Source organism: Candidatus Hydrogenedentota bacterium (assembly GCA_016791475.1).
Taxonomy (GTDB): Bacteria; Hydrogenedentota; Hydrogenedentia; order Hydrogenedentales; family JAEUWI01; genus JAEUWI01.
Genome location: JAEUWI010000001.1, coordinates 79,957 through 100,805 on the forward strand (window position 1 = coordinate 79,957; position 20,849 = coordinate 100,805).

Sequence of the window (20,849 nt, forward strand, 5' to 3'; positions counted from 1 at the left end):
CTATTCGGGGGAAAATCGCCGTGGCCTTCCCACTATACCTTGAAGCGGGCAAGCATCGCCTGAAGCTGCTCGGCCAGGCGCGAAAGCTCCGACGCGGCGATGTGCACCTGGGAGCTTCCCTCGTTCATTTCCTGCCCCGCCTGATCGACTCCGGCGATATCGCGGGCGACGGAAAGGGCCGCCTCGGCGGTCTGGGCTACGCGGTCATTCGCTTCCTGCACCCCGCGCGTGCCCTGCGATATGTTCATGGCGATGTCCCGGGTAGCTACGGACTGTTCATCAATGGCCGCCGAAATTGCGCCTACGAGTTCACTCACGTCGCGGATCACGTTTGAAATCGCTTCGATATCTGAAACCGCCCCGCGGGTGGAGGACTGGATGCCGGTTATTTTCGCCTTGATTTCTTCCGTGGCCATGGCGGTTTGCTGCGCGAGTTCCTTGATCTCCGTCGCGACCACGGCGAACCCTTTGCCGGCGGCGCCGGCACGGGCGGCCTCAATTGTCGCGTTTAGTGCAAGCAGATTCGTCTGGTTGGAAATGCTGGTAATCGTTTCCGTGACTTTTCCAATCTCCTGGGCCGCCCGACCGAGTTCGCGCATCGTAGTCGTCACCTGCGCCGCCTGCTGGACCGCCTGCGCCGTCGTTCCCCGAGCCTTCTCAGTATTGCCCGCAACATCGCCCATGGTCGCCGTCATTTCCTCGGTGGCCGCCGCCACACTCTGAAGATTGTGGGCGGTGAGTTCCATGCCTGAAGCGACGGACATGGAGTTCGCCGACATTTCTTCCGCCGCCGCGGCAACCATCGTCGCGCGCTCCGAGGTGTCCGCCGAACTCCGGGTCATGCCCTGGGCGATGCTTGTCAGTTCGGTGGAAGCGGAGGCCAGCGTCGAAACCCCGTTCCGGACGTCACCGAGGGACTTCCTCAGATCGCCATTCAGTTTGGCCATGGCGCGGGCCATCGCGCCCATCTCGTCTCCCCGTTCCAGTATCGTGGGATCGAAGTCGTGGGTGAAATTGCCATCGGCCATGGTCAGCAGATGTCCCGAGACATCCAGGACCGGGCGCGAAACCTGGCGCCGGATCACGACGACAAAGATAACGGACATGAGTACAAGGCCAACTACCACGATGAGGGCGCCTGTCATCACCGTCGCGCGGAGGTCGCGATCCAGATCCTCCATGGAAAAGATGGTTTCGAACGCGCCGTGTACCTCGCCGACCTTCCAGTTCTCCATCGTCACGCCCGTCGGGTCCTTCCCCTCGGAGTTGCCCCACAGCGCCTGCGAGGTTGCCGGATCGCCATGGCACAACATACAGCTCTCCGTGAGCCGGATGGGCCGGAGATAGCGGATCGCGTTCATATCCTTGTCGATGCCCCAGTACTCTTCCGCGCCCCCTTCCAGCGCGGCCAGCGCTTCCGCCTCAAAGGGGTCGGGCGTATTGCGGGCGTTGCGCGGCTGGTTCTTGGGGGTGCGGAATTCATAGCCCGCCTCCTCCTGCTTCTTCTTCGCCGCTTCCCAGGCCGACACCACCGGCACGGCGGAGAGCACCTTCTCCATTTCACCGGCGTCCGCCCACTTGCGCAGATCCGCCGCATTGAAAACGCCGCGCTGCCATTTGTCCTCCATGCCCTCGCGCACGGCTTCAGTTGCCAGGCACACGTCCCGCGCTTCGGCGAGCATGGCCTGGATGCCCGCCTGGCGGGCGCCAAAATAGTAGAAAACAAACAAAATGGCTACGAGAAGGGTGGGGAGGACGATTCCGAGCACCACGATTTTCGCACTGAGGGAGAGTTTACTCATACCTGGTTTCCCATCCGGACCGGTATTGGCCTGGTCTTAGAATCTGATATTGGCTGAAGCAGGCATGGTCCCAGCGTGGCTGAACGCACGGCGTACGCCGACGCGGAACACTGCCCGACCGGCAGTGGCGCCAGTCTCGACCGTTACTTACGACATGAATATTCCCCGTGCCCGCCCCGGGAAAGGGGGACGGGGCGCGCCGCACCTGAGACGATGGACTACCTTTCCCCAGGTATCCATCCGGATTTTTAGCATTGACCGAGGTGCGGCGCTGGTACCCTGCGTTGTTATCACCGAGGTGGATATAACAAGAAAGGTACCGAATTGCCCGAATTCTACACCGGGCCCACTATTTTGTCAATTAATTACCTTTTGAGCCGTGTACTGTCGCGCTCGTGCCCCGTTCCCGCCGTTTCCCGCGCCAAGCCTTGTATTTTCCTCAACCCATTGCCATACTTGCGGGCGATGTTCGGGTTGGCGGGAACGGCGCTTTTCTTCTGGTTTTGGCGCCTGGCGCAACACGGGATCACGCGGCGGGCAAATATAGGAACGATGTATTCCAGGCTGGAGCGGCCCCGGGCCGTTAGAGGAAGATTGCCGATGAAACGTGAAGTTTTCAAATGGATGATAGTGGCCGCGCTGCTGCTGGCCGCGCCCCACGCGATGGCGGGGTTCAAGCAGGTGAATACCCCCAACCCATCGGACGAGATGGCGGTGTCCATCTACCAACTGGACAATGGTCTGACGGTCTATCTCACGGAGAATCACGACACGCCCCGTTTTTACGCGGAGATTGCCGTGCGCGCCGGCAGCAAGCACGACCCGGCGGAGTCCACCGGATTGGCCCACTACCTGGAGCACCTCCTGTTCAAGGGGTCCGAGAACCTGGGAACCCTGGATTACGCGAAAGAGCGGGAGCATATCCAGAAGATCGAGGCGCTTTACCAGCAGCACTTCAACGAGACCGATCCGGAAAAGCGCAAGGCGCTCTATGCCCAGATCAACGCCGAGTCCGTAAAGGCGGCCGAGTTCGCCGTGCCGAATGAGTTGGATCGGGTCTACAAGGCCATGGGCGGCTCCATGGTAAATGCCCACACCTGGCACGAAGAGACGGTCTATAAGGTGGAGCTCCCCGCGAACCGGCTGGCCCAATGGGCCGCGCTGGAGTCCGAGCGCTTTGCCCGTCCGGTATTTCGCCTTTTCCAGACCGAACTGGAGACGGTCTATGAAGAGATGAACCGCGCCCTGGACAACAAGGACCGGATTATCCGCTACGCGGTAGAGGGGCAGCTCTTCAAGACTCACCCCTATGGCCAGCAGCCCACCCTGGGCAAGGTGGAGCACTTGAAGAACCCGTCGCTGGAGAACATCGGGAAATATTTCAAGAGCTACTACGTGCCCAACAACATGGCGATTTTCCTGTCGGGCGACATTAACAAAGAAGAGACGATGACCATTATCGACCAGGCGTTTTCCGCCTGGGTGCCGGCCGAAGTGCCCGCCGCCCAATCGTGGGAAGAGGCGCCTCTCAAAGGGCGCGAAGAGGTGGTGACGACCTACGAAGGCGAAGAATATGTTCTCCTCGCCTTCCGCACCGCATCGAACAAGAGCCCGGATTACGAAGCGCTCACCCTGATCGACATGATCCTCGACAACTCCGCTGCCGGACTCATCAACCTGAATCTGAACCAGCAGCAGCGCGTGCGCCAGGCCGGCTCGAACCCCGGAATCTACAACGATTACGGCGCCCAGTTCCTCTGGGGTATTCCCAAAGAGGGCCAGACCCTCGCCGAGGTGGAGGCGCTCCTCCTGGAGCAACTGGACATTATCAAACGCGGCGAGTTTGAAGACTGGCTGGTGCCCGCCATCATCAACGACTTCAAGAAGAACACCAAGGCGGGTCTGGAGTCCGATCCCGCCCGCGTGGACGATATGCGCTCCTCCTGGATCAGTTTTTCCGACTGGGATCACCACGTGGCCCGGTTCGAACGTATGGAAAAGGTGACCAAAGCCGATATCGTCCGCGTTGCCAATCAGTATTTCGGCGGCGACTACGTGGCCGGCCTCCGCAAGGACGCGCCCCATGAAGTGCCCAACATAGAGAAGCCGGAACTGGCGGCCATCGACATAGATCCCCAACGTGTCTCGACCTTTGCCGTGAATCTGATGCAGATGCCCGTGGAGCCCATTGAGCCCGCCTTCATCAACCGGGACAAGGACCTCGTCATCACGGAACCCGCCCCGGGGCTTCGACTCTACTACGTTCCCAATCCGATGAACGACCTTTTCAGCCTCTCCATCGGCATTCCCGTGGGAACCCGGACCGAGAAGTCGCTCAATCTCGCGGCCATGCTCTTTGACAAATCCGGAACGAAGGAGTTCAGTTCCGAAGATCTCCAGAAAGAGTGGTACAAGCTCGGATCCAGCATTTCCATCGGTGCGGCCGACAAGGAGTCCTCGATAGACCTGGCCGGGCTGGATGAAAACTTCGCGGCCTCGCTGCAGTTGCTCCAGTCGCTTCTGCGCGCCCCCCAGGCGCCGCCGGAAACGCTGGAGGCCCTCAAGGCCATTACCCTGGCCCAGCGGGAGGACGCGCAGAAGCAGGTGGAAGGTATCGCGGCGGCCCTGACCCAGTTTGCCCGTTACGGCGAGGAATCGGACTTCCTCACGCGGATGACGGGCGACGAGATACAGGCCGCCACGGCGGATCAGCTCTATGCCGGTGTGCAGTCCCTGCTCGACTATCCCCAGAACATCACCTACATCGGCTCACTTCCCCTGGAGACGGTGACAGAGGCCCTCAAGACCTTTTATCAGGGGCGCGGTCCCGTTAAGGAAGCGCCGGAGCCCGCGGAGCGCACGGTGCGCGCACCCGGCGCCACCGAGATCCTCTTTGTTCAGAAGGAAGCGGCTCAGGCCCGGATCCGCCTCGAGTTCGGCAGCGGTTACTTCTCCGAAGGACTCAGCCCCTCGGTGGAGCTGTACAACAACTACTTCGCGGGCGACATGTCCGGCGTTGTCTTCCAGGAACTTCGCGAAGCCCGCGCCCTGGCCTACGCCGTCGGCGCGCGCTATGTTGAGGGCGGCGAACTGGACGAGCAGAACATCATGGTGGGGGTCATTGGCAGCCAGACCGACAAGACGGTAGAGGCGGTGAAAGCCTTCATCGATTTGCTCGACAACCTGCCCGTCTCCGAGGAGCGCTTTGCCACGACCCGGGAAGCGCTCATCAATCGCTATCGCACCGGCAAGATCGGATTCCGGGGCATCGCCGGGACGGTCCAGGCCTGGGAGAAGCTGGGCTTAGTCGGTGACCCCCGTGTCGCCCAGTACAAGTCCATCCAGGCGGGCACGCTGCCCAATCTGCTGGCGTTTCACCAGGAAGTCATCACCGGACGACCCAAGATCATTTCGGTCGTAGGCGATGGCGCCAAAATCGGGCTGGACAAATTGGGGGAAATCGCCCCGGTCCGCACGGTAACCGTGGAAGAGTTGTTCTCGAAATAAGAGGCCGTCTCCGCCCCGCGCGGAGGCCCGCCCGGTAAATAAGCGTCGCGAACGTTAATTGGACAACGTTCGCGACGCTCTTTTTTTTGGGAAGCCAGGATCGCCCCGCGACGGCACACCCCTTCCCCGGCACAGTCTACGCGGCCCACCTCAAACCGCCAGCACGATCTTTCCAAACTGGGCTCCCGATTCCATGCGGCCCTGAGCCGCGCGGGCCTCATCGAGCGACATGACGCTGTCCAGCACGGGCTTGAGGCCCGCCGCATTCACGGCCTCCAGCAGGGCCCGGAAGTCCTCGTGGCTGCCCATGGTGGATCCTATGATGGAAAGCTGTTTCCAGTAGACCGCGGAGAAATTCACCTCCACGTGGGGGCCCGAGGTGACCCCGCAGTGAACCGACCGACCGCCCTTACGCAGGACCTCGGCATTGGTATTCCACGTCGCCGCGCCCACCGTGTCAATTACCAGATCCACACCGCGGCCATCGGTGTAGTCCATGATCGACTCCACCACGTTGCCGCCCCGGTACAGGACGCCGTGAGCGGCGCCCAGTTCACCGGCGCGCGCGAGCTTGTCCACGGAGGATGAAGTCACGATGGCCCGCGCCCCGGCCAGGCTGGCCAGTTGCAGCGCCGCCACCGCCACACCGCCGCCGATGCCGTGGATCAGCACCGTTTCCCCGGCCCGCAGTCCGCCCTGGGTCATGAGCATGCGCCAGGCGGTCAAATAGGCCAGGGGGAGTGCGGCGGCTTCATCCCAACTCAGATGGGCCGGGCGGGCTTGTAGATTTCGCGCCGGAACGCCGACTTGTTCCGCGAAGGTCCCATGGCGTCCCATACCCACAATGGAGAAGGCGCGGCACTCGCTGTGCTGCCCGCGAAGGCAGAACTCACAGGCGCCACAGTCCAGCCCCGGATTGATCACCACCTCGTCACCGGGTTTCCACGCACTGACGCCTTCGCCCACGGCGTGAACCACACCGGCGGCGTCGGACCCCAGGATATGGGGCATGGGCAGGGCCACGCCGGCGCGTCCTTTCCGCATCCAGATGTCGAGATGGTTCAGGGCCGCGGCCTTGACGTTGACCACCACCTCGCCGGGCCTCGCACCGGGTTCGGGTATTTCCATTATTCTGAGTTGGTCCAACTCGCCGTGCATGGTGATACCAGCGGCCTTCATTGCAATCTCCTTGAGAACTTGTTTTTGCTTGCGCACCGGGTCGGGCTTAGGGTATGATGACGCAACGTCAGGTCAGGTATATGGTTGACAAGGCGTTGGGTTTCGGAGTGTAACACTCTCGGTTGTACGAAGTATAATGATGTATAAGCCCCGATTGTCGGGGTATTGTGCAGGGTTTGTTGTACAGAGATTACTACGATGTCAACTCTTGACAACGTGCATTCCGTTAGCATATACTGCGCGGTATGTAAACGGTTGAGTTGGTTGGCAGGGGCAAGCGCCCTACTGTATTGGTCTCTCAGCTCGTAATAGGAATGGAGATTCGCTTATGAAAGGGATAGGGATGAAGAATTTTTCTGGTTACACGGTTGCGGCCGCCATGCTTGCCGCAGCTACCCTTGCCGGTTGCCCCGTTGCGACCGACTACAACACTGAAGTACTTGAAAGCCCCAACTCGATCGACGGAAAGCAGATCTATTTCGTCCCGAGCGACACGGAAAAGCGTGCCGGTGACAAGTTCTACAGCCGCGTTATCACGGCTACCGACCTTGCCGAACTGCCCGCCGATCCCTCCGGCCACACGGTGATTAGCTTCGCTGAAGAGAGCACCGTGGCGGTTGATCTTGGCGATGGCGGCGTATTCTACTTCGGTGAATACTACGACATGATCTTCATCAACGCCGACGGTAGCGTCGGCCTTGGCGCCCCCGGTGCCGGTAACGCTACGCTGGCCGAGCACTTCGCCTCGCCCCAGATTTCGCTGCTTCCTGTTGATGCGACCGCTGGCGGAACCGTCACGGTTGGCAACTTCGAAGACTCCGTGGTTGTAACGTTCAACAACGTTACGGTCGGCGAGACGACGGACAACGCCTTCCAGGTTGAGTTCTTCAAGACCCGCGGTATCGATGGCGACATCGCCCTGAGCTACCCGCAGGTTGCCACGACGGCCGAAGGTATCGTCGGTCTGTCCAATGGCGAACTGGCTGGCGCTTCTCAGGACGAGATTGACCAGTTTGTTCGTCGCTTCCGCAGCTCGAATCTGAACGAAGATTCCCGCAACACGGACACCGCCAAGTAATAGCTCCTGAATAATTGAGGCCCTTCCTCCTGTCGGAGGAAGGGCCTTTTTGCATGCCGCGCCGATCTCGGTGGCGCCGCGCCAGACGAAGCCGGGGCGAATGTACGCGCCGCGTCCCGAAATCCCCTCAAACCGCTTGACTATGCCTCGTTGTTTTCCCCTATAATGACTCGTCGAAGATCGGCGACGGTCAGGGGCATTTCATTCAGAGGGCTCCGGCAATTTGGAACGATGCACCCCCATTGGAGGACATAGAAATGCGCGCGCTTGGGTTCAAGAAAATTTCGGGCTACTGCCTTGCCGGTGCGCTACTCGCGTCGGCCACACTGGCGGGTTGCCCTCTTCCGCCGGCCGTTGACAATCACACGGAAGTCATTACCCCCGGCGAGAACGAACTACAGGGCAAGACCCTTTACTTTATGCCCGACGGTAGTCTCAATTTCTACAGCCGGACCGTCATCGACGGCGTCACCGAGTTCCCCGTATCTCCCGACGAAGCGGAGGAAGTGGACTTCTCGGAGGCCGATCCTTTCGAGGTGGTGCTGGACGAGGGCCTGGAGATCATCTACTACGGTCGTATCTATGATCGCCTGTTCATATCCAGCGACGGATCCATCGCCCTCGGAGAGCCCGGTACGGGCAACGCCACCGGGGTGGACCATTTCCGCGCCACCCAGGTATCCCTCCTTCCGGTGGACGCGACGAATGACAATGGCACCGTTACGTATCAGATATTCGACAATGAGATTGTGGTGACCTTTGCCAATATTCTGGTGGGCAACACCAGCAACTCTTTCCAGGCCGAGTTCTTCGTCTCCGGTGCCGAAGACGGCGATCTGGCGCTGAGCTATCCCGTGGTGAGCGAGAATGTGGGCGGTGTCGTGGGTCTTTCCAACGGGCAGCTCGCGGGCGCCAACCAGGCCCAGATTGACGCCTTCCTGGAGGAGTTTGAGGAATCGACGTTGGTTGAGAACAACACCGGGACCGCGAAGCTGGCCTCTTGATTCGGATCATTCAGCCGAATGCCCTTCTCCCAGGCGTGGGGGAAGGGCATTCTTGTTTTGGCGCGGAGGAAGGCCAAGCCGCTTCAAAAGCGTCCACGTCCTGGCGTAAACTTAAAAGCGCCAGTCACCCGTGCGGGTAACCGGCGCCCATTTCGTGACCTGGTGATGACGGTGCGACCGAAGCGAAGCGAAGGGTCAGCCCTCCTGCAGGATCACCAGGAAATCGTTATAGCTCTGGCCATTGTTGGCCGTCACAGAAACCACCTTCCAGCCTTTCTGAAGCAACTCCTCCAGATCGTGCTTTCCCGAGCCGTTGGACTGAATAATTAACGCGCGCTGCATGCTACCTCCTGAAAATCCAGGCCAAGACTGGCCAATGTGTTTGGTGCACCCCGGGATTCAACCGCACCCCTCTGGGTAGAAGTCACCAAGATACTTGAGAGTGTCGGTACAATTCAACTGTCCGGGGGCGGTCGGATCACCCAGAAAGGTATAGGTCAATAGAGAGCCCAGGGCGGGAAAGAAAATACGGGAAACCAGACCGTGACCGCCCATGCCGATCGTTATGATGGCTTCATCCCGGTGGGCCAGGGTGAAGGAGGCCAGGCGCTGCAGGTCCTCGCGACAGTTGCATCGTGCGGCGACCTTGACGATATCCACGCCGAGCGCCCGGCCCCGCGCGTGGACGCTTTCCAGTTCCTCCCGCGACGGTGTCGCCGCAAAGTCGTGAAAGGAGCCTATGCTGAGTCTGCCCAGCGCCCGCGCCGCCGAAACCACCTGGGGGGCGATCATTTCCGCACCAATTTCTACATCCACCGCATGGACATGGGGCAATACGGCCGTATAGCAGGCCAGCCGCTCCTCCTCCGAACCTTTCCATCCGCCGCCCTCTTCGCGGCGGCGGATCGTGGCCAACAGAGGGAACTCCGCGAAATTTCCGGCAAAGGCGACCAGGGCCCCCGTGGACTGATCGGCCAGTGCGTCCAGCCGCAACTCCACCACAACATCCCCGGCCGCGCGAATCTGCGCGGGGTCAACCATGTCCTGAATTGCGATGGCGGCGACCGGGCGCCCGCCGAGCGTGATCGGGCCAAGACGGGTCATCAGGCTGGTTCCTTTCGTTCATGGACCGGCTTACGGTCCCACTCGGCGGCGAGCTGGGGGCGGGCCTTCCAGCGGCGGTGCAGCCAGAGCCACTGTTCGGGGGTTTCGCGCACCATGCGCTCCAGGGCATCCTGGCAGGCCTGAGAATAGTTTACCAGGTCCTCGCGCAGATTCCCGGTGCGGATCATGGAAAGCGGCTCGTAGAAGCGAAGTAAGTAACCGCCGTTACCCGGCTTCCTGGTCAGGGCCACGGGCACCACCGGCATCTTGGCCCGGACGGCGATCATGGCGGGCGCCACCGTGGCCCAGCAGGGCGCGCCAAAGAAGGTGACCGGGACGCCGTTCTCGCGGGGACTCTGATCGATGAGAATGCCCACCAGGCTGCCCTCGCGCAATTGACGAACAATTTCCTTGCCGCCATTGTCCTTCGGGATCGTGGTGACCATGCCGCCCCGGCGAATCCGGTCGATGAGGCGATTCACCCGGGGATTGTCGAATTCGCGCACGACGGCGGCCACTTTGAAGCCATGGGCGGCCATCGCCGGCCCCATCAGTTCCCAGTTGCCAAGGTGGGCCCCGACGCAGACGTAGCCCTGACCTTTTTTCAGGAAATCGGCACCTTGAACTTCGACGACCTCGTCGGCTTTGCCACTCGCGATATGGGCTATGTGCGAGAATTCGGCTGCGATCAGGGAGATATTGTCCACGACACCTCGATAAATGCGCTCTTTGTCATCGCGCGAAATGGAATCGCCAAAGGCGAGGTCGAGGTTGGCCATGGCGACGGTGCGCACACGGGGAACGAGCCGGGCTAGAACGCGGCCCACCGGCACAGCCAGGGCTCGATTAAAGCGGAGCGGGAGCCATCGCGAGACGCGGAGAAACACGATAGTGAAGCCCGCGGCGAGGGCCCCCGTGAGGGGATTCCTTCGGCGCTCCATGGACTCAGGCCTCCAGTGTGATCGACTGGCCGATACCGGGCGCGTAGGCGTTGTAACCGGCGCCCGCATGCTCTTTCATCCAATCAATCGCGGGACGATCGCCGTGGACGAAAATTACATTCTTCGGCTTGATGTGTTCGATCACGCCGCGCAGGGTCTCCCGTGGCGCGTGGCCGCTGAAGGAGAAGCGCTTTATGTTGGTGAGCGAAACGGGAACGCGGGCGTTTTCCAAGCCAAATAGGAGCTCGTCGCCGGGCGAAGAATGAAGCAGCTTATAGCCGAGCGTCTCGTGATCCAGATAGCCCACGAAGAATATGCCGTGGTGGGTGGACTGGACCATTTCTTCCGCGATCATGGCGGAGGGGGTGTTTTCGAGCATCATGCCTGAGGTCGCCACGATGACGCAGGGCTCCGAGACGAGCTTCTTCGCCACACCCGGCTTCCAGACGTTGCCAATTCGATCAAAATCGTCCAACGGGCGGAGGACCGCGCCCGGTTTCAGATACTCGAAGTACTTGTCGTAGAGCTCATAGACCGCGCGGCCGAGACCGGAGGCGTAGATGGGTACCTGGGGAATTCGGCCTTCCTCCTGGAGGCGCGCCATGAAGTTGAGCACTTCCTGCGTGCGCCCGAGGGCGAAACTGGGAATCAGGACCGCGCCCCCCTGCTCCAGCACGGCGTTGATGTCCTCGCCCATGCGGTAAATTTCATCTTGATACTGATGCACCCCCGCATGTTCACTGGCGCCATGGGTGGCTTCGATGATGAGCGTGTCCACTTTCACCGAGGGGTCGAGCGGGGAGAATCCGTCGATCAGCTCCTGGGCCGTCTCGCAGATGTCGCCGGTGTAGTAGATGGTATGTCCCGGCGCCTTGAGCAGGATACTTGCCGCGCCCAGTACGTGGCCGGCACGGCGGAAGGTCGCCGTAATCGGGGTGGAGAGGGGCAGCTTGAAGGGTTCTTCGAAATCGTGGCCCTCGAAGCGCTGCATGGCGTAGTCCACGTCTTCGTGCTCGTAGAGGGGATAGTCCGCCACGCCCCGTTCCCGGGCGAGGAGCCCCATGACCGACACGGAGTTGTGCAACATGCGATCCACTACGCGCACCGTGGGGTGTGTGGCGTGGGCGGTGATACCGGGATACTGGCGCATCAGATAGGGGATGGACCCGCAGTGATCCTGATGCCCATGGGTCACCAGCAGCACTTCGGGAGCGCGCCGGATCAGGGAGAAATCAGGCAGGGCTCCGAGTCCATCCTTCTTGGGATGGGTGCCGGAGTCGAGCAAGAGGTGCTGGCCATTTATCGAGAGCTGAAAGCAATTAGCTCCCACCTCTCCACCGCCGCCCAGCACGGTGAGTTGAATCGTTTTTGCAGAGTCCATAGAACTCAAAATTATACCGGCTTCGGGGCCAAAAAGTCAAAAACAGACAAAAAACCGGTGGCGCTTCCTTGCCGAAGGTCCGGGGTGAGTTGCGCGCTCCGGCGGGCATGACCTACAATTGGAATACGACCGCACGTTCCGCGTCGGTACAACTGCCAATCCCTGTACCCCTTCCAGACCGGAGTCCATACCCTTTCCGTGCCCATGACCACATTTCAAGATGCCGAAGGTGTGGACTGTATCGCCTCCGGAGTCGCGCTTCTGGAGCTGACCGCCCGCCTGCGCGATCGGCTCGTTTCAGATCATGACGGTCCCGGCGTGCTCGTGCGCGCGGAACTCCGGGTCGCGCCGCTGGCCCCCCTGGAATGGCTCCACGCCCAACAGAATACCAGCCACTATTACTGGGCGAGTCGCGATGGTCAATTTGAAATGGCCGGCATAGGCGAGGCCCATGTGCTCGTGCCCGAGTCTCGGGTGGATCTGCCGGGGCTCTTTGCCCAGATGCGCCGGTGCCTGTCCATCGAGTGGCCGAATCTGCGTTACTATGGCGGCTTTCGATTTCGAGAAGTTCAAGAGGCCTCCGGGCGCTGGCGGAACTTCAAGGCCTACCGCTTCATCGCACCGCTCGTGGAAATTATTCGCTGTGACCAGAAGTACTGGCTCGCCTGCACCGTGCGCAAAGGAACACCTGAGGCCGATGCTGAAGCGCTTCTTGGTATCGAAGCCCTGGCCAGGCAATGGGGGGGCCATGAAAACCCACCCCGCTGCTTTCTACCGCCCTTGTCGGGCCGCGTCGACTTGCCGGATCGACAGGGCTGGAATACCCTGATTGACAGCGCCCTGGAGGCGTTGGCCGGGCACGAAATGGAAAAAGTGGTGCTGGCCCGGGAAACGGAGTTTCAGTTCGACACCACGGAGCCTCTGGACGCCGTGGGCATGCTGCGCAGGCTCGTCGCCCATTCTGCTCAGGCCTACTTTTTCTGTTTTCACCCCAAGCCGGACCGTGCCTTTCTGGGGGCCTCGCCCGAGCGCCTGTACCACAGGAACAATGTCTATCTTCAGAGCGAGGCCCTGGCGGGCACCCGGCCCCGGGGCGCGACGCCGGATGAAGACGCGGCGCTGGGCGAGGAGCTCCTTGGCGATGACAAGGAACTCCGCGAACACCGCTTTGTGGTGCGCATGCTGCGGGAGAACTTCGGTCGCTTGTGCTCGTCCATGAGCTACGACTTGGCTCCGTCGCTGATGCTATTGCGCAAGGTGCAGCATCTGCACAGCTATATTGAAGGCATCCTGAAGAATCATGACGCCGACGCGGCATTGATTGAGGCTTTTCACCCCACGCCCGCCGTGGGGGGCGCGCCACGCCACAAGGCTCTGGCCTGGCTGGCGGCCCACGAACCCTTCGACCGGGGCGTCTATGCCGCGCCCGTGGGCTGGGTAGGCTTTGACGACGCCGAATTCTGCGTGGGGATTCGATCCGGACTCATCGAAGGTAACACCCTTGCCCTTTATTCCGGTGCGGGTATCGTGCCTGGTTCCTCCGCCGCTGCGGAATGGGAAGAGATTGAGGCCAAGATGAGCAGTTTCCTGGAGGCCCTCTATGACGAATCCGCCTGATTGGCCCAACATCAACTATGCGTGGAGCGGGCTGCTGGTGGAGGAGTTTGTTCGCCTGGGCGTGTCGGGTTTCGTGCTTTCCCCCGGGTCCAGAAATTCTCCGCTCATGCTGAGCGCCGCCCGGCAAAGCGGTGTACCCCACTGGGTTCACTTTGACGAACGGGGCGCGGGCTTTCTGGCTCTGGGTCTTGCGCGCCGATCCGGGCGACCCGCCGTGTTGATTTGCACTTCGGGCAGCGCTGCGGCGAACTATTGGCCGGCCGTTGTGGAGGCGGAAGCTTCCGGGGTACCCCTGATAGTCATAACCGCCGATCGTCCGCCGGAATTGATCGACTGCGGCGCGAATCAGGCCATCCGGCAGACCGGGCTTTTCGGGCGCTATACGCGCTGGGACGCCCAGATTCCGTGTCCGACCGCGGAGATTGATCCGGCCTTTCTATTGACCACGGTGGATCAGGCGCATGCCCGCTGCCTTGGTCCCGACAGTGGACCCGTACATCTCAATATCCAGTTTCGTGAACCGCTGGCGCCCATTTCCGATGATTCGATTCCGCCAGGTTATTCCGATTCTCTGGCCCTCTGGCGTGCCGGAAGATCCCCCTACACCCGCGTGTTGACCGCGCCGGGAGCGCTGGGAGAATCCACCCGCGCCGAGCTGCTCGCCACAATCCGGACCACCTCGTCGGGACTACTGGTGGTGGGCGCGCTGAATCATGCCGGGGAAACCACGCAGGCCGCGACCCTGGCCCGAAAACTGGGCTGGCCCGTGTTTGCCGATGCCTGCGCCGGGCTGCGCGGCCACTTGGACATGCCCCTCCTTCTGGCGTGTGGCGATCTCCTCCTTCTTGATTCTTCGCTTGAGGACGACTGGCGACCATCGACGGTAATCCACGTGGGTGGCCCCGTCACCTCCAAACGTCTCCAATCCTTCATCGCCCGGATCCGGCCTCGCTATGTGCGGGTCGCGCCCGGTTCGGATCGTCTCGATCCGGGGCATCTCGTTTCCGTTCGCATTCCCCTTTCCGTGGGTGCACTCGTGTCCAGCCTGGCTACCGCGCTGGACGACCCGCCTGCGGCTGCGCTGCCCCCGGCCCTGGCCTGGCGCGATGAACAGTGCCGCGCGGCCCTGAACACGTGGCATGCCGGGCAGGAGTCCCTTTCCGAAATCGGCGTGGCCCGGCTTATCGCGGAGCAGGCACCGGCCCACGGGCTCCTGTTCCTGGGTAATTCCATGCCGGTCCGATTGATGGACAGCTACGGTCTGCCGCCCCATCCCGATGTGGCCATGGTGGCCAACCGGGGCGCCAGCGGGATCGATGGCAACCTTGCCACCGCCGCGGGTCTGGCCCTCGCGTCCGGCAGACCGGCCATCGCGTTGCTGGGTGATCTCACGGCCCTTCATGACCTCAACTCCCTCGCGCTGATCAAGCAGATCGATAGCCCTTTTGTAGTGGTCATATTGAACAATGATGGTGGAGGTATTTTTCACCATCTGCCCATCGCGCGTTTTGAAGAGTATTTTGAATCGTGCTTCGGCACGCCCCACGGCCTGAGCTTTCCCGGTGCGGCCACCATGTTCAACCTGCCCTACCGGCGGCCCTCCAATCTGGCGGAATTCAGCGCGGCCCTCGATCAGGCCGTTGCCGCCTCGGGCCCCACGCTGATTGAAATTACCACCGATCGTTACGCGTCGCGCGGCGTTCACGAGGCCCTTCATGCCCGTCTGCGCGAAGCCATGAACCGCCGGGAGATTCCGGGCGAGCGCGGCCTCGAGCCCATCGTCCCCGTAACACTGGCGGGCACGGCGGACCAGCCGCCCCTGCTGTTGCTCCATGGCTTTCTCGGCGCAACGGAAGACTGGATGGCCGTCGCCCAATCCCTGGGTAGTAATTTTCACGTGCTCGCGGTCAATCTGCCCGGTCATGGTCCCGGTTGGCGGGGCTGGGCCGTGGAGGCCCAGGGCATGGCCGCCTGCGCCGCCGGCATTGTCGCCGGGCTGGACGCTCTGGGCCTTGATAGGCTTGCCCTTGCGGGCTACTCAATGGGTGGGCGCCTCGCCCTTTATCTTGCCGTGCACTATCCCGAGCGCTTCACCCGCGTGGTGTTGGAATCGGCTTCGCCCGGCCTCGATACTCCAGAGAAGCGAAAGACCCGGGCCGCCCAGGATGCCGCAATGGCCCTTCGCCTCGCAGCCATGGCGCCGCGCAGCCCCGAATTCCGCGCTTTCCTCGAAGAATGGTATGAACAGCCCCTCTTCGCGACCCTGAAGCAGCATCCCGAAACCCTGGCGATTCTGATCGCCCGGCGACACGCCCATGGTTCGCCCGCGCTGCTGGCCCGGTCCATCCGCGCCCTCGGCACGGGCGTTCAACCGGATCTCTGGCCTTCGCTGCCGGAGTATGCCACACCGACCCTGCTGATCACCGGCGAGCTGGACCGGAAATTCTCCATCATCGCGGAGGACATGTGCCGCGCCTGCCCGGCGATGGCGCAGGAAGTCTTCAGCGGCTGTGGGCACAATGTCCATCTGGAGAATCCCGGTGCCTGGCTTACGGTCGTTCGGGCCTTCCTGCTCGCAAACTGAGCTGGTGCGTGCGAGGGGGGGCGGGTTCTTGCTAAACTAAGGGTACTACCCATCATGTCAATCACCATGGCCCGCGTTCCTTTTTCTGCGACCACGGGCTTTTTTTCAGGAAGGAATCAGCATGGCATCCATCGAATGGACCGTGGCCGGGGAATACACCGAGATCCTCTATCACAAGGCTGAAGGCATCGCAAAGATCACCATCAATCGTCCCCACGTGCGCAATGCCTTTACCCCCACCACCAACGACGAAATCAGTGATGCCCTGCGCGACGCCCGCTTCGACGCCTCCATTGGCGTGATCATCTTGACCGGCCAGGGCAAGGAAGCCTTCTGCTCCGGCGGTGACCAGAAGATTCGCGGTGATTCGGGGTACAAGGATGGCGGGACGGGCGTGCACCGGTTGAACGTGCTCGATTTGCACCGCCAGATCCGCACCCTGCCCAAGCCGGTGATCGCCATGGTCGCGGGCTATGCCATTGGCGGCGGCAACATCCTCGCCATGGTCTGCGATCTCACCATCGCGGCGGACAACGCCATCTTCGGCCAGACGGGACCCAAGGTTGGCTCTTTCGATGGGGGTTACGGCTCATCGCACCTGGCGCGCATGGTCGGCCAGAAGAAGGCTCGCGAAATCTGGTTCCTCTGCCGTCAATACAACGCCCAGCAAGCCCTCGATATGGGGATGGTCAATACCGTCGTGCCCTATGATCAACTGGAAGACGAAACGGTCCAGTGGTGCCGTGAAATACTGGCCAATTCGCCCACGGCCATTCGCTGCCTGAAGGCGGCGCTTAACGCCGACGAAGACGGCCAGGCGGGCCTGATGGAGCTGGCGGGCAACGCCACCTCGCTCTTTTACCAGACGGAAGAGGGCCAGGAAGGCCGCAACGCCTTTAACGAAAAGCGCAAGCCGGATTTCTCGAAGTTTCCGAGGAATCCGTGAGGAATCAGACTGAGCGGACCGATCGGGCCGATCAGGTGAGTCTGATCCGCCCGATCAGTCCGAAGATGCCCTTCACCTTCACGAGTATGAAAGCTTTTCTGTGCATCCTGTGACAATCTGGCTCATGGCCGCGCGGCCCAAGACCCTGGCGGCCGGTCTGACGCCCGTGCTCATCGGGACGGCCATGGCCGGGGCCGCCGGTGGTTTTCACCTGGCGTCGGCCCTCTGCGCCGCGCTGGGCGCGTTGCTGATCCAGATAGGCACCAACTTTGCCAATGACTATTTCGACTTCGTAAAAGGAACGGACACCGAAGAGCGCATCGGGCCGAAGCGGGCCACGCAGGCGGGTCTTGTGTCGCCCCGCACGATGCTCTTCGCCACGGTGCTGGTCTTCGCGCTGGCCTTCGTGCCGGGCGCCTATCTGGTGTATCGCGGCGGATGGCCCATCCTTGCCATCGGTATCGTATCGGTCATCTGCGGCGTGCTTTATACCGGCGGCCCCTTTCCCCTGGGTTACCTCGGTTTGGGCGATCTCTTTGTGCTCGTGTTCTTCGGCCCCGTGGCGGTGGGAGGGACCTGCTACGTGCAGGCTCTGAGCCTGAGCAACGACGTGCTCATCGCCGGGCTGATGCCGGGGTTATTCTCCACAGCAATACTCACCGTCAATAACCTGCGCGACGCGGATACCGACGTGCGCACGGGTAAGCGCACGCTTGCGGTCCGCTTTGGCAAAACTTTCGCCCGGTGGGAGTACCTGCTCTGCATCGTGGTGGCGGGGGCGATTCTACCCGTGTATCTTTGCATTCAGGCGGGCGGACACTGGTTTGCGCTGGCGTCGTGCGCGGCCCTGTTGCCCGCCGTTCCCCTGGTGCGCAATGTTTTCACAAGCAACGACGGGGTGGTGCTCAATAATACCCTGGCGGGTACGGGCAAGGTGCTGCTGCTTTTCAGCGTACTCTTTTCAGTCGGGTGGGCCGTGTGAGAATCGCCAAAGCCGAAGTTTTTCAATATACCCTGCCTCTGGCGCGACCCATACCCTTGCGGGATGGTCTGCTCAACGAGCGTACCGGGTTTCTTCTTAAGTTGTATTCCACGGGAGGCCACACGGCCTGGGGTGACGCCGCACCCCTCCCCGGCTTCAGTCGAGAGTCGACGGAGGAATGCCGCAAGACCCTCTTTGCGGCCGCGGCCGATCTACTCGATAAAGACGACACGCTGGACTCCGACTTCCCGAGACGGTTGAAGGCGTTCAGCGGAAAGACGGCCCACAGCGCAGCCTACTTTGCCGTCGAGTCCGCGTGGCACCTGCTTGTGGACGCCTCGGAGAACAAGTCTCCCTGGCACCGCAAGGACCCATCCCGGGACGCGACCCTTCACCTGAATGCCCTGCTTGCAGGAACGCCCGATGAGATTCGGGGGAAGGCGGTGAGCGCCGCCGCCCTGGGTTATCGCGCGGTGAAGCTGAAGGTGGGCCGCGAGAGCATGACGGAAGATATCCGGCTGGTGCGCGAAGTACGTTCTATCGTAGGCCCCGAGGTTTCCTTGCGGCTCGATGCGAATCAGGCGTGGAGCCTGGACGACGCCGTGCTCTTTGGAAAGGCCACGGCAGATGCGGGCATTGCCTACATTGAGGAACCTTGCAGCGCCCCCGTCGATCTGCCCGCGTTTCGACGCGAGACCGGAATACCTTACGCCATCGATGAGTCCATCCATGCGCTGCACGACATGCTTCATGGCCGAAGTTCGCCGCCGCTGGCGCAACGGATAGTCGCTGACGTTTTTGAAGGGGCTGCCGCGCTCGTGTGGAAACCCACGCTCGTTCACACGCCGATCCTGGGCCAGTTGCTCTTCCGTGACGTGACCCATGGCCACTCCAACCGCGTGGTGATCAGTGCGGCCTTCGAAAGCGGCGTGGGAATTGCCGCGCTGGCCAACTATGCGGCGCTCTTCGCCGCACCCGATACCCCCGCCGGTCTTGATACCTACGCCTGGATGGTGCCCGATGTGCTCCAGCAGCGGCTTCCTCTGAATGGCGGCACCGTCGATCTCCACGCGATCAACCAGGCGGCTCGCACCGTGGACGGGGAGCGACTCAAGCGGATCTGGCCGCTATGAATGAACCTGCGTTCGTGCCGTGTCGGGTGGCCTATTGGGCGTCGGCCGCGCCGGACGGGATCGCCCTGCGGCGTGAAGCCATTGAGATCACCTGGGCCGAGTGGCACGGGCGAATCGGGCACTTGGAAAAGCAGTTGCGAGCGGCGGGCGCTGCCCGTGGTACCCGCGTCGGCCTTATCATGCCCGCCGGAGAGCACTTGCTTTCCACACTCCTGGCTCTCTATCGCATCGGGGCGGTTGCATGCCCCGTGAATCCCCAGTTTCCCTCGGACTATCGAGAGGGCCTGTTGGCGGACCTGGATTGCGCACTGGTGATCGGAGAAGAGCAGGGAGACAATTGGGGACTTGGTGCTTCCGTGACGGCAGCTACCCCCCCTACCCCCCCGCAAGCGGGGGGGAATGGGCTTCCAGGATTCGCTGGTTCGCGTGAGACCTCGAACTCCCGGCATGAGCTTGACGTTCCGCTTCCCCCCGCTTGCGGGGGGGCAGGGGGCGTATACACCAGCGGCGCTGGCGATTCCCTGTCTCAACCACCCACGCCTCAGACGACGGCCTCGGTTTGGCACATCGACCCGGCAGCCACGATCATCTTCACGTCGGGCAGCACGGGGACACCCAAGGCCGCCGTGCTCAGCCTGCGTAATCATCTCGAAAATGCGCGTATCTCTAACGCCAACATTCCCCTGGCGCTGGGTGATACCTGGCTCCTTTCGCTGCCGATGCATCACGTGGCGGGCTTTGGCGTCCTCTTTCGTTGCCTGGTTGCCGGTGCGACCATTGCCTTGCCAGAGCCGGGAGCACCGCTGGCCCTTGCAGTTAAAGCTTCCGGCGCCACCCACATTTCTCTTGTGGCGCGACAGCTTGCCCAGGTGCTGGGTGCCGATGCCCACCTGGAGAGACTGAAGTCGCTCCTCCTCGGCGGCAGCGCCATTCCCGCGCCGCTCATTGATCGCGCGCTGGCAGCGGGTCTGCCAATTCACACGAGTTATGGTATGACGGAGACGGCAAGTCAGATCGCCGCGACGCCGCCGGGTGCAAACCGTGCGCAGTTGGCCTCGTCCGGTCGTCCCCTGGTTGCGGGCGCTGTACGCATCAATGAGGACGGCTGTATTCAGGTGGCGGGCCCGACGCGCTTTCTGGGCTACTGGCGCGATGGCGCGCTTCAGCGCCCCTTCGACGACGCGGGCTGGTTTACCACCAGCGATCAAGGCTATCTGGACGACGAGGGTTTTCTACATGTAACGGGTCGCAAAGACAACGTTTTCATAGCAGGCGGTGAAAACATTCAACCCGAGGAAATCGAGCGGGCCCTGTGTGCGCTTCCCGGTATCATCCAGGCCATCGTGGTGCCCGTGGCCCACCCCGAGTTCGGGACGACGCCCGTTGCTTTCGTGGCGTGCTCAGGCCCGCTGGACGCGGCGGAAATTTCCAACGCCCTGCTCCGGATCTTGCCCCGGTTCAAGGTGCCGCGCCACTATTATCCGTGGCCGGACGAGCACGCCGAGGTCGGACTTAAAGTCTCCCGCGCCGCCCTCGCGCGACGGGCGGCGAGCTTGCAGCAAGACTGACGCGCTGGCAACGATTGCCGCCG

General features: G+C 61.9%; 15 protein-coding genes. 9 read left to right on the plus strand and 6 right to left on the minus strand.

Annotated features, from left to right (window positions below; all coding sequences use genetic code 11):
* Positions 1-32: 32 nt before the first annotated feature.
* The gene (locus tag JNK74_00300) at positions 33-1,802 is read right to left on the minus strand and encodes a methyl-accepting chemotaxis protein (GenBank protein MBL7644604.1); all 1,770 of its coding nucleotides are present in this window, start codon (positions 1,800-1,802) and stop codon (positions 33-35) included.
* A gap of 600 nt (positions 1,803-2,402) precedes the next feature.
* Between JNK74_00300 and JNK74_00305 the strand changes: the two genes are divergently transcribed.
* Positions 2,403-5,309, plus strand: coding sequence for an insulinase family protein (locus JNK74_00305; GenBank protein ID MBL7644605.1), 2,907 nt, complete (start codon positions 2,403-2,405; stop codon positions 5,307-5,309).
* A 150-nt stretch (positions 5,310-5,459) separates the two neighbouring features.
* Here the strand turns inward: JNK74_00305 and JNK74_00310 are convergent, their stop codons facing one another.
* Positions 5,460-6,488, minus strand: coding sequence for a zinc-binding dehydrogenase (locus tag JNK74_00310; GenBank protein MBL7644606.1), 1,029 nt, complete (start codon positions 6,486-6,488; stop codon positions 5,460-5,462).
* Between the two features lie 343 nt (positions 6,489-6,831).
* Between JNK74_00310 and JNK74_00315 the strand changes: the two genes are divergently transcribed.
* Together JNK74_00315 and JNK74_00320 are read left to right on the plus strand one after the other, a co-directional pair.
* A complete protein-coding gene (locus tag JNK74_00315; protein ID MBL7644607.1) occupies positions 6,832-7,566 on the plus strand; it encodes a hypothetical protein in 735 nt (244 codons plus the stop codon).
* A gap of 257 nt (positions 7,567-7,823) precedes the next feature.
* Positions 7,824-8,570 carry a hypothetical protein gene (locus JNK74_00320; protein MBL7644608.1) on the plus strand — a complete coding sequence of 249 codons (747 nt, stop codon included), beginning with the start codon at positions 7,824-7,826 and terminating at the stop codon, positions 8,568-8,570.
* Positions 8,571-8,765: 195 nt separating this feature from the next.
* On the opposite strand, the gene JNK74_00325 is transcribed toward JNK74_00320, so the two are convergent.
* From JNK74_00325 to JNK74_00340, 4 genes are read right to left on the minus strand one after another with little or no spacing between them, the layout of a single operon-like run.
* The gene (locus tag JNK74_00325; GenBank protein MBL7644609.1) at positions 8,766-8,912 is read right to left on the minus strand and encodes a hypothetical protein; all 147 of its coding nucleotides are present in this window, start codon (positions 8,910-8,912) and stop codon (positions 8,766-8,768) included.
* 57 nt (positions 8,913-8,969) lie between these two features.
* Entirely contained in the window at positions 8,970-9,674 is a 705-nt protein-coding gene (locus tag JNK74_00330) for a type I 3-dehydroquinate dehydratase (GenBank protein MBL7644610.1), read from the minus strand.
* On the minus strand, positions 9,674-10,615 hold the full coding sequence (locus JNK74_00335; protein MBL7644611.1) for a lysophospholipid acyltransferase family protein: 942 nt from the start codon (positions 10,613-10,615) through the stop codon (positions 9,674-9,676). The genes JNK74_00330 and JNK74_00335 overlap by 1 nt, the downstream gene beginning before the upstream one ends.
* A gap of 4 nt (positions 10,616-10,619) precedes the next feature.
* Entirely contained in the window at positions 10,620-11,996 is a 1,377-nt protein-coding gene (locus JNK74_00340) for an MBL fold metallo-hydrolase (GenBank protein MBL7644612.1), read from the minus strand.
* Positions 11,997-12,194: 198 nt separating this feature from the next.
* Here JNK74_00340 and JNK74_00345 point away from each other — a divergent pair, with 198 nt between their 5' ends.
* From JNK74_00345 to menE, 6 genes are all read left to right on the plus strand, one after another.
* Positions 12,195-13,613 (plus strand): isochorismate synthase, encoded by a 1,419-nt coding sequence (locus JNK74_00345; GenBank protein ID MBL7644613.1) that lies wholly within the window; start codon positions 12,195-12,197, stop codon positions 13,611-13,613.
* Positions 13,597-16,197, plus strand: coding sequence for a 2-succinyl-5-enolpyruvyl-6-hydroxy-3-cyclohexene-1-carboxylic-acid synthase (locus tag JNK74_00350; protein ID MBL7644614.1), 2,601 nt, complete (start codon positions 13,597-13,599; stop codon positions 16,195-16,197). Before JNK74_00345 ends, JNK74_00350 begins: the two co-directional genes overlap by 17 nt.
* Before the next feature lie 121 nt (positions 16,198-16,318).
* The gene (gene menB / locus JNK74_00355; GenBank protein ID MBL7644615.1) at positions 16,319-17,143 is read left to right on the plus strand and encodes a 1,4-dihydroxy-2-naphthoyl-CoA synthase; all 825 of its coding nucleotides are present in this window, start codon (positions 16,319-16,321) and stop codon (positions 17,141-17,143) included.
* A 124-nt stretch (positions 17,144-17,267) separates the two neighbouring features.
* Positions 17,268-18,125, plus strand: a complete 858-nt coding sequence (locus tag JNK74_00360) for a 1,4-dihydroxy-2-naphthoate polyprenyltransferase (GenBank protein ID MBL7644616.1) — start codon at positions 17,268-17,270, stop codon at positions 18,123-18,125.
* Positions 18,122-19,258, plus strand: coding sequence for an o-succinylbenzoate synthase (gene menC / locus JNK74_00365; GenBank protein ID MBL7644617.1), 1,137 nt, complete (start codon positions 18,122-18,124; stop codon positions 19,256-19,258). The genes JNK74_00360 and menC overlap by 4 nt, the downstream gene beginning before the upstream one ends.
* On the plus strand, positions 19,255-20,826 hold the full coding sequence (gene menE, locus JNK74_00370; protein ID MBL7644618.1) for an o-succinylbenzoate--CoA ligase: 1,572 nt from the start codon (positions 19,255-19,257) through the stop codon (positions 20,824-20,826). Before menC ends, menE begins: the two co-directional genes overlap by 4 nt.
* The last annotated feature ends 23 nt before the right edge of the window (positions 20,827-20,849 follow it).

Bases quoted from the DNA above. Each gene is read 5' to 3' on its own strand.
- JNK74_00340 (MBL7644612.1), bottom strand. From the start codon at position 11,996: ATGGACTCTGCAAAAACGATTCAACTCACCGTGCTGGGCGGCGGTGGA.
- JNK74_00305 (MBL7644605.1), top strand. From the start codon at position 2,403: ATGAAACGTGAAGTTTTCAAATGGATGATAGTGGCCGCGCTGCTGCTG.
- JNK74_00310 (MBL7644606.1), bottom strand. From the start codon at position 6,488: ATGAAGGCCGCTGGTATCACCATGCACGGCGAGTTGGACCAACTCAGA.
- JNK74_00325 (MBL7644609.1), bottom strand. From the start codon at position 8,912: ATGCAGCGCGCGTTAATTATTCAGTCCAACGGCTCGGGAAAGCACGAT.
- JNK74_00360 (MBL7644616.1), top strand. From the start codon at position 17,268: ATGGCCGCGCGGCCCAAGACCCTGGCGGCCGGTCTGACGCCCGTGCTC.
- JNK74_00350 (MBL7644614.1), top strand. From the start codon at position 13,597: ATGACGAATCCGCCTGATTGGCCCAACATCAACTATGCGTGGAGCGGG.
- JNK74_00300 (MBL7644604.1), bottom strand. From the start codon at position 1,802: ATGAGTAAACTCTCCCTCAGTGCGAAAATCGTGGTGCTCGGAATCGTC.
- JNK74_00320 (MBL7644608.1), top strand. From the start codon at position 7,824: ATGCGCGCGCTTGGGTTCAAGAAAATTTCGGGCTACTGCCTTGCCGGT.
- menE (MBL7644618.1), top strand. From the start codon at position 19,255: ATGAATGAACCTGCGTTCGTGCCGTGTCGGGTGGCCTATTGGGCGTCG.
- JNK74_00330 (MBL7644610.1), bottom strand. From the start codon at position 9,674: ATGACCCGTCTTGGCCCGATCACGCTCGGCGGGCGCCCGGTCGCCGCC.
- JNK74_00315 (MBL7644607.1), top strand. From the start codon at position 6,832: ATGAAGAATTTTTCTGGTTACACGGTTGCGGCCGCCATGCTTGCCGCA.
- JNK74_00335 (MBL7644611.1), bottom strand. From the start codon at position 10,615: ATGGAGCGCCGAAGGAATCCCCTCACGGGGGCCCTCGCCGCGGGCTTC.
- menB (MBL7644615.1), top strand. From the start codon at position 16,319: ATGGCATCCATCGAATGGACCGTGGCCGGGGAATACACCGAGATCCTC.